Origin of the sequence: Streptomyces sp. NPDC057302 (assembly GCF_042667685.1) — a bacterium.
Taxonomy (GTDB): Bacteria; Actinomycetota; Actinomycetes; order Streptomycetales; family Streptomycetaceae; genus Streptomyces.
This window is the reverse complement of the sequence record NZ_JBHUZJ010000138.1, coordinates 1-12,681: the sequence shown is the minus strand read 5'-3', so window position 1 is coordinate 12,681 and position 12,681 is coordinate 1. Positions and strand designations below refer to the sequence as shown.

Annotated in this window: 12 protein-coding genes; 4 read left to right on the top strand and 8 right to left on the bottom strand. The window is 71.9% G+C overall.

All coding sequences use genetic code 11. The annotated features are described in order from the left end of the window. Nucleotides 1-383 precede the first annotated feature (383 nt). From ACFUPX_RS42955 to ACFUPX_RS42945, 3 genes are all read left to right on the top strand, one after another. On the top strand, nt 384-1,532 hold the full coding sequence (locus tag ACFUPX_RS42955; protein ID WP_383334987.1) for a serine hydrolase domain-containing protein: 1,149 nt from the start codon (nt 384-386) through the stop codon (nt 1,530-1,532). 257 nt (nt 1,533-1,789) lie between these two features. Then, the gene (locus tag ACFUPX_RS42950) at nt 1,790-3,418 is read left to right on the top strand and encodes a sigma-70 family RNA polymerase sigma factor (protein WP_383334985.1); all 1,629 of its coding nucleotides are present in this window, start codon (nt 1,790-1,792) and stop codon (nt 3,416-3,418) included. Nucleotides 3,419-3,522: 104 nt separating this feature from the next. Further along, nucleotides 3,523-4,311 carry a VOC family protein gene (locus ACFUPX_RS42945; RefSeq protein WP_383334983.1) on the top strand — a complete coding sequence of 263 codons (789 nt, stop codon included), beginning with the start codon at nt 3,523-3,525 and terminating at the stop codon, nt 4,309-4,311. A gap of 4 nt (nt 4,312-4,315) precedes the next feature. On the opposite strand, the gene ACFUPX_RS42940 is transcribed toward ACFUPX_RS42945, so the two are convergent. After that, a complete protein-coding gene (locus tag ACFUPX_RS42940) occupies nt 4,316-5,272 on the bottom strand; it encodes a GlxA family transcriptional regulator (protein WP_383334990.1) in 957 nt (318 codons plus the stop codon). Nucleotides 5,273-5,363: 91 nt separating this feature from the next. Here ACFUPX_RS42940 and ACFUPX_RS42935 point away from each other — a divergent pair, with 91 nt between their 5' ends. Next, nucleotides 5,364-6,029 (top strand): MBL fold metallo-hydrolase, encoded by a 666-nt coding sequence (locus ACFUPX_RS42935; RefSeq protein ID WP_383334981.1) that lies wholly within the window; start codon nt 5,364-5,366, stop codon nt 6,027-6,029. A 29-nt stretch (nt 6,030-6,058) separates the two neighbouring features. Here ACFUPX_RS42935 and ACFUPX_RS42930 read toward each other — a convergent pair whose 3' ends face one another. The 7 genes from ACFUPX_RS42930 to ACFUPX_RS42900 form a co-directional block, all read right to left on the bottom strand. Next, complete coding sequence (locus ACFUPX_RS42930) at nt 6,059-6,892, bottom strand: DUF1206 domain-containing protein (protein WP_383334979.1); 834 nt, start codon at nt 6,890-6,892, stop codon at nt 6,059-6,061. A gap of 100 nt (nt 6,893-6,992) precedes the next feature. Then, nucleotides 6,993-7,673 (bottom strand): hypothetical protein, encoded by a 681-nt coding sequence (locus ACFUPX_RS42925; protein ID WP_383334978.1) that lies wholly within the window; start codon nt 7,671-7,673, stop codon nt 6,993-6,995. A gap of 43 nt (nt 7,674-7,716) precedes the next feature. Next, nucleotides 7,717-8,142 carry an N-acetyltransferase gene (locus tag ACFUPX_RS42920; RefSeq protein ID WP_383334976.1) on the bottom strand — a complete coding sequence of 142 codons (426 nt, stop codon included), beginning with the start codon at nt 8,140-8,142 and terminating at the stop codon, nt 7,717-7,719. A gap of 135 nt (nt 8,143-8,277) precedes the next feature. Continuing rightward, nucleotides 8,278-9,336, bottom strand: a complete 1,059-nt coding sequence (locus ACFUPX_RS42915) for a hemolysin family protein (protein ID WP_383334974.1) — start codon at nt 9,334-9,336, stop codon at nt 8,278-8,280. Next, entirely contained in the window at nt 9,333-10,676 is a 1,344-nt protein-coding gene (locus tag ACFUPX_RS42910) for a hemolysin family protein (RefSeq protein WP_383334989.1), read from the bottom strand. Before ACFUPX_RS42910 ends, ACFUPX_RS42915 begins: the two co-directional genes overlap by 4 nt. 230 nt (nt 10,677-10,906) lie before the next feature. Then, nucleotides 10,907-11,662: an ABC transporter permease subunit gene (locus ACFUPX_RS42905; protein ID WP_383334972.1), complete on the bottom strand. Its 756-nt coding sequence runs from the start codon at nt 11,660-11,662 to the stop codon at nt 10,907-10,909. Then, nucleotides 11,659-12,618: an ABC transporter ATP-binding protein gene (locus ACFUPX_RS42900; protein WP_383334970.1), complete on the bottom strand. Its 960-nt coding sequence runs from the start codon at nt 12,616-12,618 to the stop codon at nt 11,659-11,661. Before ACFUPX_RS42900 ends, ACFUPX_RS42905 begins: the two co-directional genes overlap by 4 nt. Nucleotides 12,619-12,681: the final 63 nt, after the last annotated feature.

Genomic DNA, 12,681 nt, shown 5'->3' with positions numbered 1-12,681 from the left:
CCCCGATCTTCGACCTCGTCGACTACGGCGTGGTCGGCGACCTCTTCGACGTCGTCCCCGCCCTCACCGAAGAGGTCAACACCCGCAAGGGCTGAGCGTCTGCGCGGCGGGCTCGGCCGGTGACATCCCCGGCCGAGCCCGCGCCTCGCGCGTCGTAGGGCCAGGGACCAGGGCGATGACCCGTGAACGGCAAGCTGAAGGTCCTGCGCGCGATGGTCATCAACGTGCAAGCCGCTGGGGCCCGTTGAGGACCGCCTTCCGCCCAGCCGTGGCCCGGCCGTAAATGCGTTGGAGATGCGTGCCCCGGCCACATACCGTTCCCCGGTCGATCACGGGAAGCCGATCCCGGTAAGTCGATCGCGGAACGAGGAGCTGAGACCACGGTGGAGCACAACGGATGGGCCGACGAGCGGTACGGGGCGGTCGCGGACGTCTTCTCGCGGAACTTCGCCGACTTCGATGAACTCGGCGCGTCCGTCGCGGTGTTCGTCGACGGGCGCCAGGTCGTCGATCTGTGGGGCGGCGTCGCGGACGAGCGGACCGGGCGCCCGTGGGACGAGGACACGGTCGTGCCGGTCTTCTCCTGCGCCAAGGGCGTGGTCGCCGTCTGTGTCCACCTCCTCGCCCAGGAGGGCCGCCTGGACCTCGACGCTCCGGTGGCCCGGTACTGGCCGGAGTTCGCGGACGGCGGCAAGGAGGCGATCACACCGCGCATGATCCTCGCGCACCGCGCGGGAATCCCCGTCCTTGACCGCTCCCCGAGCTTCGACGAGATCACCGCGTGGACGCCGGTGATCCGCGCGATCGAGGAGCAGGAGCCGCTCTGGGCGCCGGGAACCGCCCACGAGTACCACGGGCACACCTTCGGCTTCGTACTCGGCGAACTGATCCGCCGCGTCACCGGGCTCACCCCGGGCGCGTACTTCCGCGAGGCCGTCGGCGACCGGCTCGGCCTGCGGACCTGGATCGGCCTGCCCGATGAGGAGGTCGCCCACCTGGCCAGGCTGGCCCAGGCGCCGGGCAGGCCGGGCAACCCCGACCCCGAGTCGCTGGTCATGCGCATCGTGACGATGAACGGGGCCTTCGCGTTTCCCGGCCTCGACGAACCGCACGGCTGGAACGACCCGGCGCTGCTGGGCGCCGAGATCCCCGGCGCGGGCGCGGTGTCGTCGGCGCGCTCCCTCGCGAAGCTGTACGCGGCAACGGCGACGGGCGTCGACGGCTCGGCACGGCTGCTCGCGCCGGACACCGTGAGCGACGCGCTGCGCGAGCTCACTACGGGGCCCTCCTGGTCGGGCTTCCCCGACCTGGGTGCCCGCTGGGGTTCGGGCTTTCTGCTCGACGCCCCGCGGTTCCGGCCGATGCTGGGCGCGCGCAGCTTCGGCAATGACGGCGCGGGCGGTCAATTCGCCTTCGGTGACGACGAGTTCGGCGTGGGCTTCGCCTATACCGCGAACCGGATGATCGGCCATGGCGACGCCCGCTCGGCGCGGCTCATCGAGGCGGTCAGGAAGTGCCTGCCGGAGGCGTGAACCACCGGCCTCGCGCGTAAATCTTCCCCGCCGGTCCACTCACCGTGGCGATGTGGCGTTCAGCTCGTCGGCCGTGCGGAACCCTCCGATGTCCGGTATGCCGGACAGAGGGCCACGCCTGACGATCCCGGTCGTGCGTATGCTCACCGACTCGGCCCGGAAATCCGTCCGCGGATTTCTGTTATCTCCGTACGGCCACGCGATCTCCCAGGTGTAAGGCCACAACGTGCCGACGAAGAAAGCGAGTGAGGCAGTCCATGATCGGTGAACACGATCCTCTGGTGACGGCGGCGCAGACCGGGGACCAGCAGGCGCAGGACGAGCTGGTGGCCGGATATCTGCCGCTGGTCTACAACATCGTCGGGCGGGCGCTCGACGGGCATGCCGACGTCGACGACGTGGTGCAGGAGACCATGCTGCGGGCCCTCGCGGGCCTGGCCTCGCTCCGCGACCCGGCGAGCTTCCGGTCCTGGCTCGTGGCCATCGCCATGAACGAGATCCGCAGGCACTGGCAGCAGCGCGCGTCCGGGCAGAAGAGTCCGGGCCCGCTCGACGAGGCGCACGACGTCGTGGATCCCGGCGCGGACTTCGTCGACCTGACCATCATCCGCCTCGGCCTGGTGGGCCAGCGCCGCGAGGTCGCCGAGGCCACCCGCTGGCTGGACACCGACGACCGCGCCCTCCTGTCGCTGTGGTGGCTGGAGGTCTCCGGCGAGCTCACCCGGGCGGAGGTCGCGTCCGCCATGGAGCTGCCGACGCAGCACGCGACGGTCCGGGTGCAGCGGATGAAGACGCAGCTGGAGACGGCCCGGATCGTCGTCCGCGCGCTGGCCGCGGCGCCTCGGTGCCCGTATCTGAGCGACGTGGTGGCCCCGTGGGACGGCACTCCGTCCTCCCTCTGGCGCAAGCGCCTGGCCCGGCATGTCCGTGACTGCGCGATGTGCTCGGGCCACGGCGCCGGCCTGGTGCTGGCCGAGCGTCTCCTTGTGGGCGTCGCCCTGGTGCCGCCGACCGCCGCGCTGGCCGCCCCCGGCGCGATAAGGGCGCTGAGCACGGCCGACGCGCACCACCTGGCTGCCGACGCGCACATACCGGCCGACGCCACCACCACAGCGGCGAACGCGTACGAGATATCCGGCTCGCGGAGCGCCCCGGCGAGACACGCGGCCAAGCGGCACCGGACGCCGCACAAGGCCCGCACCGTGGCCGCGGGCGTCGCCGTGCTCGTCGTGGCGACCGGGGTCATCTACTCGGCCACGCGCCCCTCGGACGACGTACAGACCGAGGCTGAGCCGCTCACCGCCTCGCAGCCGCCCTCGTCGGCGGCTCCCTCCACCACGGCCCCCACGCCCAGCAAGTCTCCGTCCGCCTCCCCCAGCCGGACGAAGAAGGCGTCACCCAAGCCCACGCCGTCGAAGACGAAGACGCAGGCGCCGAAGCCGAAGGCGCCCCCGAAGCCCACCCGCACCAGCAGCGCGCCCCAGGCGCCACAGGCCCCCGCGGGCAATGCGTACAGCGCGGAGGTCACCCGGCTCGCCAATGCCGAGCGCGCCAAGAGCGGCTGCGGCCCGCTGACCCTCAACAGCAAGCTGGGCGACGCGGCGCAGGGCCACTCCGACGACATGGCGGAGCGCGACTTCTTCGACCACACGAACCCCGACGGCAAGGACCCCGGTGACCGGGTCACGGCCGCGGGCTACAAGTGGAGCACCTACGGAGAGAACATCGCCGCGGGCCAGCGCACCCCGGCCGCCGTGATGGACTCCTGGATGAACAGCTCCGGCCACCGCGCCAACATCCTGAACTGTTCCTTCAAGGAGATCGGCATCGGCTACCGGCAGGGCAGCGGCGGCCCCTGGTGGACGCAGAACTTCGGCGCTCGCTGAGGGCCCTCCCCCGGGCCCGGCGGGCGCGGTGTTCGACGGGCGAGGGTGCCTTTGTTCGAATAGCGTGAGATCGACAGGAATCCGCCGGAACTGGAGGCCTCGCGATGTCTGCGTACCCGGAAGGCACCCCCTGTTGGGCGGACGCGATGTTCCCCGACGTGGCGGCCGCGAAGAGCTTCTACGGCGAGCTGCTCGGCTGGACGTTCGACAGTGGCTCGGAGGAGTTCGGCGGTTACACCCAGGCACGGTCGGACGGCAAGGCCGTGGCTGCGGTCGTCCCGCGGATGCAGGGCATGGACGGCCCGGCGGCCTGGAACCTCTACTTCGCGTCGCCCGACGCCGCCGCGACGGCGGCGAAGATCCGTGACAGCGGCGGAACCCTCGCCGTGGAGCCGATGCGGGTGGGCGATTTCGGCACCATGGTCACGGCCCAGGAGCCCAGCGGCGCGTACTTCAGCGTCTGGCAGCCGGGCACCCACGAGGGCTTCGAGAAGACGGGCGAGCCCGGCGCCTACTGCTGGGCGGAGCTCACCACGCGGGACCCGGCGGCGACGGACGCGTTCCTGCCCGCCGTCTTTCCCTTCGAGGTGAAGAAGATGGAGGTCGACGACGTCGACTACAGCGTCCTCCAGGTCGGCGGCCGGCCGGCGCTCGGCCGGCTCAAGATGACCGACGACTTCCCGCCGGACGTGCCGCCCTTCATCAACGTCCACTTCGCCGTGGACAACTGCGACGCGGCGATCGTCACCGTCACGAAGCTCGGCGGGCAGCTGCTCTTCGGCCCGATGGACAGCCCCTTCGGCCGCTTCGCCACGGTCGCCGACCAGCAGGGCGCCGCCTTCGGCATCATCGATCTGACGGTCACGGAGGGCGAGATGCCCTCGTTCTCCTAGGGGTTCACGGGGCCCGGGTGAACGCCCGGCGGTAGGACCGCGGGGGCACGCCACGACGGCGTACGAACTGCTCGCGCAGGACGGCCGCGCTGCCGTACCCGACCCGGCGGGCGATCTCCTCCACGGGCAGGTCCGTGGTCTCCAGGAGCTCCTCGGCCGCGCTCAGCCGCAGGTTGAGCAGCCAGGCGTGCGGCGTGGTGCCGGTGGCGGCGGTGAAACGGCGGGCGAAGGAACGCCTGCTCATCAGGGCGCGGCGGGCCAACTCCGCGACCGGCAGCGGCTCGTGCAGATGCGCGCGGGCCCAGGCGAGCACGTCGGCGAGACGCTCGTCCTGACAGTCCTCCGGTACGGGAGCGGCGAGGTACTGCGCCTGTCCGCCGTCGCGGTGGGAGGGCAGGACGAGGTCCCGGGCGATGGTGTTGGCCGTGGCCGCGCCGTACTCCCGCCTGAGCAGATGCAGGCTGAGGTCGAAGCCCGCGGCCGCTCCCGCGCCCGTGACGATGTCCCCTTCGTCGATGTAGAGGGCCTCGGCCTCGACGGTGACCTCGGGGTGGCGCTCGGCGAGCAGGTGGGCGAACCGCCAGTGGGTGGTCGCCCGCCGTCCGTCGAGCAGCCCCGCGGCGGCCAGGGCGAACGCGCCGACGCAGTGCCCGGCGACCAGCGCACCCCGCTCGTGCGCCGCGGTGAGCGCGTCGAGCACGGCAGGCGCGGGCGGCGTACGGAAGTCGGCCCAGGGCAGGGTGATCACGAGGTCGGCGGAGTCGAGCCGCTCCAGACCCTGCTCCACGGTGATCGGCAGCCCGGCGTCGGTGCGGACCTGCCCCGGAACGTCGGTGCACAGGGCGAAGTCGAAGCGGGGCAGCCCGGGTCCCCGCTCGTCGAACACCTCCGAGACGATGCCTGCGGCGAGGATGCCGACGCCAGTTGGGGCGTAGGCGGCGATGGTCACGAAAGGCGGCATACGAGAGTGTGCCACGGCGTGGCACGTTTCCTGCGATCAGTGGCAGAAGGGCCACTTTTTGCGAACGGCCCCGCCCGGAAGACTCATGGGCATGACGAACACACAGACGGACGCGCAGACAGACACGCAGACGGACACGCAGGCAGAAGCGCGGACAGACCTGCCGAAGGACGCCCCGCTCGGCCGCAGCGCCGTGTACACGATCCTGACCACCGGCTACACGGGCTCCACCGGCCCCGGAGTCGCCGCCACCGTCTCCTACGTCCGCGACGCGGACCGGCACGTGATCGTCGACCCGGGGATGGTGGCGAGCCGGGACCGGATCCTGGGCCCGCTCGCGGATCTCGGCCTCGGCCCGGACGACATCACCGACGTGGTGCTCAGCCACCACCACCCGGACAACACCATGAACGTGGGCCTGTTCGGGCGGGCCCGCGTCCACGACCACAAGGCGATCTACGAGAACGACCAGTGGACCGACCGGGACGCCGAGGGCCATGAACTCGCCCCGTCCCTGCGGCTGATCCGCACGCCGGGACACAGCCGCGAGGACATCACGCTGCTCGCGGGCACGGCCGAGGGCACGATCGCGTTCGTCGGTGACCTGTGGTGGCGGCCGAACGGGCCGGTCGAGGACCCGGTGGCGCCGGACCACACGGTCCTGCGGGCGTCACGGCAGCGGGTGCTCGATGCCGCGGACGTGATCGTGCCGGGGCACGGTGGCGCGTTCAAGGCCGACGCGTCGGCGCCGCTCTAGCCGCTTGCCTCCGGTGGGCGCCGCCGTACTCACAGACGGCGCCAGCGCGCGGAGGCGAAGGAGAAGACGCCGAAGAGGATGAGCCCGGCCGCGACCGCGGCCAGGAGCCAGGGCCCCACGGGAGTGTGCGCGAAGCTGCGGAGCGTCGCGTCCACACCCTTGGCCTCGTCGGGGTCGAACTGGACGGCCGCCGTCACGATGAAGACGCCCGCCGCGGCGAACACGGCCCCGCGTGCGGCCCCGCCGGTCACCCCCAGGACCGTGACGACCTGCCGTGTGCGGCCCTTGAGGGAGCCGAGGTCGAGCTGCCGCAGGAAGCGGCGCATCATCGCCCGTACGGCCAGCACCACCCCTACGCCGATCAGCACGCAGCCCGCGACGCCCACCAGGTAGCGGCCGTAGGGAAGTTCCAGCGTGGTCTTCGTGTAGTCCTGCGACTTGGCGTCGCCGCTGGAGCCCTGGCTCTCCCCGTTCGCGTACGCGGCGGTCGCCCAGCAGACGAAGGCGTAGAAGACCGCCCGGCCGCCGTCGAGGGCCCGGGACCCGGCCTTGCGGCGCGGCCCCCGCTTCAGCACCGCGCGGGAGCCACGCCACAGCGCCATGCAGCCGAATCCGACGACCAGCGCCCACAGCATCACCTTGCCGAAGGGCTGCTCGGCGACCTGGGCCAAGGCGCCCTGCCGGTCGGCCTGTTTGCCTCCGCCGCCGAGTGCGATGCGCAGCGCGAGCGCGCCGATGAGGACGTAGACGACACCACGGGCGACGAAACCCGCCCGGCCTGCCGCCGTCAGCGATTCCCTCTCCGCTTTACGGGCAGCGGCTTTCTTGGACCTGCCGCGTGTGCGCGCAAGAGACGGCGCCATCGTGTCCTCCCCCGGAAACATGGACGCGCGGTGCGCGCCCGGTCCCCGAGTGCCCCGGTCAGCGCCAGACCATGCCTGGTGGAGCTTGCCCCCCGGAACCTCAGGTGACGCCCGAGAGCAGGAAGCCGAGCAGCAACAGGCCGAAGCACATCGGCACGACCACGAAGACCAGCAGCAGGGGTAGCCAGGCCACGAGCCCCTGGCGCACGGTTCGGCCGGGCTTGAGGCGGCCGTGCGGGCGGTTCACTTCCGTCCGCAGGCCGAGGCGTTCGGCGGCGCGGTCCGACACGACGACGCCCGCGCCCTGCGGCCTGCGCAGAAGGGCGCTGCGCACCAGGGCGTCGACCGTCTCGCCGCCGCCCGCGAGTTTGTGGACGATGAGCCGCACCCCGTGCTCATCGGTGAGGATGAGCCGGTCGTCGGTCCTGGCCTGCCCCGGCACCTCCATGCGGCCGACCTTGGTGAGCTTGGCGAGGTCGACCGTGTGCCGCCCCGTCAGCGTGCGGGCGGACAGCAGGTCGCCCTTGTGCGGGCGGGCGCGCCATCCCATGTGGGCGTAGGACGCCACCAGGACGCTGATGAAGAGCGAGATCACGTTGAGGAAGAGGTATCCGTCGCCGATCAGCCGGTCCCGGATCAGCAGTGCGGGCACCACCAGCAGAAGCGGCGGCGTCAGAAGGACCACGGCGTCGGCGACGCGCCGCGCCGTTCGTCCCTGTCCGGCGGACACCGCCGCGTTTCCGGCAGCGTCGGCGGTGGTCCTACGAGCGTCGGTGGTCACGACGGCGACGCTATCGCGCGGGGATCGCGTGGCGGAAGGCGCCTCAGAGCAGCTGTGCGGCAGCGGTGATGTGCGGGCATCCGGCGGCTCCCGGCACGAAGTCCACACCTGTCTCGTCCGCCATCGCGGCGAAGAACTTCCGGCCGTCGGCGGACTGCCGGGAGGTGCTCCACGCGTACGCGGACCAGGGGTCCGTGGCGCGGTGGAGGGCCTCGCGTCCCAGACCCATGCCCTGCCAGGGCCCGGCGACCGTGATCGTGTTGACGTGTCCGGCGCCGCACGCGTGGCACACCTGGTAGTCGACGTGCCCGATGTCGCGGCCCTTGCCGTCCAGGAGCGTGATGACCCGACGGCCCGCCGCGACCGCCGCCGGCGCGGACCGGTAGGTGACCGCCTCCGGGCAGGAGCGAGGCGGCTTGCGGAACTTCACCGCGGTGCCGCGCTCACGTGGGCGGCCGGGCGACGACACGTGACTTCGTCGGCACGGGACATTGCGAGCACAGTAGTCACAGGACGCAACACCCGTATATCCCCGTAGCGGGTGGCATTGCGTATCCGCGATGACGGCGGCGGATGCCACGTCGAGGACGGCATCGGACGGCCATCAGGCCGGCTGCCGCGGTTCCTGCCGCGGTTCCTGCCGCGGTTCCTGCCGCGGTTCCATCAGGCGGGCCAGCAGGTCGTCCAGGCTGACCAGGCCGGTGAGCCGCCCCGATGCGTCGCAGAGCACGGCGAGCGAGGCACGGCGCCCGCGCAGTTCCTCGACGGCGTGGGCGAGCGTGTCGTCGGCGGCGAGTTCCGGGACGGGTCGCGCCAGTTCGCGGGCGGTCAGGGCGCGACTGCGGGCGCGGGCCACCAGGGCGTCACGTGCGTGCACCGAGCCGACGACGGTGGCGCCGTCCTTCACGAGCAGCCGGGTGCGGTCGCTGGCCGCGGCGACCTCAAGGACCGCCTCGATGCTCGCGTCGGCCGGGACCGACGTGATGTGCGCGGCCGCGGTCTGGAGGTCGCCGACCGCGGTCAGCGGCGCGGTGAGCGAGGTGGCGATGAGGCCCGAGTCGATCTCGCTGATCAGGCCGAGCCGCCGCGACTCCTGGACCAGGTAACCGAGTTGCTCGCGGTTGTGGACCGAGGTGAGTTCGTCGCGCGGGGTGACCTTGCACAGCCGTACGAGCGCGTTGCTGACCTTGTTGAGGAGGGTGAGCAGGGGGCGTACGACCTTGACGACGGCCCGGAAGGGCGGGGTGAGGAGCATCGCCGAGCGCTCGGGGTGGGCGATGGCCCAGGATTTGGGGGCCATCTCGCCGACGACCATGTGCAGGAACACCACGACGACCATGGCGAGCGCGAAGGCGATGCCGTAGCTGAGCCCGGCGGGCAGGCCGAGCTTCGCCAGGAGCGGGTCGAGTTCGTGGGAGATGGCGGGCTTGGAGACCGAGCCGAGGCCCAGGGTGCAGACGGTGATGCCGAGTTGGGCCCCGGCGAGCATCAAGGACAGCTCCCGCATGCCCGCGAGCGCCGACCTGGCGCCGCGCTGTCCGGCGGCGACCGCACGCTCCATGCGGTGCCGCTTGGCGGCGACGAGCGCGAACTCGGCGGCGACGAAGAACCCGCTGGCGATCAGCAGCAGGACGGTGACGAAGAGGGCCAGCGGGAAGCTCATGCGGGGGTCTCCTCGGCGGTCGGCGCGTCCACGCCCGGCAGGCGCTCGATCCGTACGCGCTCGGGCACGTGCCGGTCCAGGCCGAGGACGGCGACGGCGACCCGGCTGCCGTCGGAAAGCCGCACGGTCAGGCGGTCGCCGATGGCGGGAAAGCGGCCGAGCCGGTCGATGATCAGCCCGGCCACGGTGTCGTAGTCGTCCTCCTCGGGCAGATCGATGCCGGTCGCGTCGGCCACTTCGTCCAGCCGGCGGCCCGCGTCGACGAACCAGCCGCCGCCGTCGGCGACCGCGAGCTCGACGACGGTGTCGGACTCGTCGGCGATGTCCCCGACGAGTTCCTCGGCGATGTCCTCGTACGTCACGATGCCCGCCACGCCGCCGTGCTCGTCCAGGACGACGGCGAACTCGTCGTCGCGCTCACGCATCTGCGCCACCGCGCCGGGCAGCGGCAGGGTGTCGGGCAGCAGCAGGGGGCGCCGGGCCAGTTCGCCCGCCGTGGTGCGCTCGAAGTGCGCGGCGGGCAGCCGCATCAGCTCGCGCACCCCGAGGACGCCCGCGACGTCGTCCGGATGGTCCCCCATGACGGGGTAGTTCGAGTGCCCGTGCTCCGCGACGAGCCGCACGGCCTCGTCCGCCGTGGCGTCCTTGCGTACGAAGGTGACGTCGGCCCGCGGCACCATCACCTCGTCCAGCGTGCGCTCGGAGAACTCCAGGGCGTGGTCGAGGAGTTCGGCGCTCTCCCGGGGCAGCGTGCCGTGCTCGTGGGACTCGCCGATGAGGTGGCTGAGCTCTTCGAGCGTGGCCCCGTGGTGCAGCTCCTCGACGGGCTCGATGCCGATCCGGCGCAGCAGCCGGTTGGCCGCGCCGTCGAAGACACGGACGACGGGGCCGACGACCTTCAGATACGCCAGGGTGGAGGCGGCCAGGGACTTCGCGAGGCGGTCGGGGACGGCGAGCGCGAGGTTCTTGGGGGCGAGCTCGCCGATGACCATCTGGAGCACGGTGGCGACGACGAAGCCGAGGACCACGGAGAGGGCGGAGACGACCCCGTCCGAGAGGCCCGTACCGTCCAGGGCGGGCTTGAGCAGACCGGACACGGACGGCTCGGCGAGGAAGCCGACGACCAGGCCGGTGACGGTGATGCCCAGCTGGGCACCCGAAAGCATGAACGAAAGCCGCCCGAGCACCTGCACGGCACGGGCCGCCCGCCGGTCGCCCGCTTCCGCCTCCCGGGCGAGCGCGAGGCGGTCCGCGGCCACGTACGCGAACTCCTGCGCGACGAAGTAGCCGGTGCCCGCGGTCAGGACGAGCACGGCGAGCAGACCGAGTACGGCGGACAGCAACGGTGGCTCCGTTCCGGTGATCCGATGAAGGGGCGTGTCGGTCATTTTGGGTGCGGGTGGGGCATTTCGCCACGTCGGGCTGGGCCCCTCTGCCGCGTGAATCGACAGTGGGTGTAGAAGTATGGCTAACTTCTACACCCACTGTAAAAGATTCGCAAAGTGCCGGGTCGGCGAGATCGCCGGGACCGCCCAGAATTCCGGGAGGTCTCCGGGAGGTCTCCGGGAGGTCATACGTCGCGTCGTCGCAGGCGCCACGCGGCCACGCCCAGGAGCAGCAGGGTGTACGCGGCGACCAGGCCGAGCGAGGGCCAGGCGCCGAGGCTGCCGACCGTCTCCGGGGTCGCGTCCGAGGTCTGCGTGAGCTTTTCCAGCGCGGCCGTCGGCGTCGCCCCCGTGACCCAGCGACGCAGGTCGCCGAGCAGCGGGCCGAACAGGGACGGCAGGAGCAGGACGCCGACCACCGTGACCACGGCCCCGGCCGAGTGCTTCAGGAGGGTGCCGACCGCCAGGCCGATGAGCCCGACGAGCGCGAAGAGCGCGGCGACGCCGAACAGCGCGGGCAGCGGCTCCCCTTGGGCGTACCTGCCGTCCTCCAGGACCGCGCCGCCGATGAGATACGCCGCCGCGCAGGAGCCGAGCCCGGTGACGTACAGGAGGCTGACCAGCAGGGTCGCCTTCGCGGCGAGCACACGGCCGCGGCGCGGTACGGCGGTGAGGGTGGCGGCGATGGTGCCGCTCGCGTACTCGCCGCAGACGGTCAGCGCGCCCACCGCGCCGGCGACCATCAGCGAGACGACACTGAGGGTGAGGCTGCCGCCGAGCACCGTGTCGTCGGGCCGCAGGCTTCCGCTGACCCCGACGAAGACCGCGCCGAGTACCGTCAGCAGGCCGGTGACCAGGAGCGTCCAGCGCGTGGAGCGCAGACCGGTGAACTTGGTCCACTCGAAGGCGAGGGCCGTCCTTCTCGTCATCGTCATCGTCATCGGACCGGCTCCTTCGCCTCGAACGCCTCGGACTCGTACGTCGCCGCCGCCGTGCCCCTGTACTCCACCGAGGCCCGCGTCATCTCGGTGTAGACCTCCTCCAAGGAGGAGAAGACCGGGGTGAGTTCATGGATCACCAGGCCTTGCGCACGGGCCAGCTCGCCGATCTCGACGGGCGTCAGTCCGTCGACCCGCCATCCGCCGCGCGCGTCCAGACGCACGGACGCGCCCGCCGTCTCCAGGAGCACCCGCATCCGCTGCGCCTCGGCGTCGGGCGTACGCAGCAGGGTCGCGCCCTGGGAGTTGGTCTCGATGAAGTCCCTCATGTCCGTGTCCGCGAGAAGCCTGCCGCGGCCGATCACGATCAGGTGGTCGGCGGTCAGTTCCATCTCACTCATGAGGTGGCTGGAGAGGAACACCGTTCTGCCGTCCGCGGCAAGGGACTTGAGCAGTTCGCGGATCCAGCGGATCCCCTCGGTGTCCAGACCGTTGACCGGTTCGTCGAGGATGAGGACACCGGGGTCGCCGAGCAACGCCGCCGCGATTCCCAGGCGTTGGCCCATTCCCAGGGAGAGCCCCTTGGCCCGCTGCCCCGCCACGCGCGTGAGGCCCACCGCTTCGAGGACCTCGTCCACCCGGGTGCCGCCGATTCCGTTGCTGCGGGCCAGGCCGAGGAGGTGCTGTCGTGCGGTGCGCCCGCCGTGCACCGACGTGGCGTCCAGGAGCGAGCCGACCTCGCGCAGGGGCGCGGCGAGGCGGTCGTAGCGTCGCCCGTTGACCGTGACGGCGCCGCCGGTCGGTGCGTCGAGGCCGAGGATCATGCGCATCGTGGTGGACTTTCCGGCGCCGTTCGGGCCGAGGAAGCCGGTAACGCGGCCGGGCCTGACGGTGAAGGTGAGCCGGTCGACGGCCGTCTTGCCGCCGTACCGCTTGGTGAGTTCGTGTGCTTCGATCATGCCGTCGACGCTACGGAGAGCGGGTACCTCCGGACATCTGCCGAGGGGAGTCGGCCGCTACTC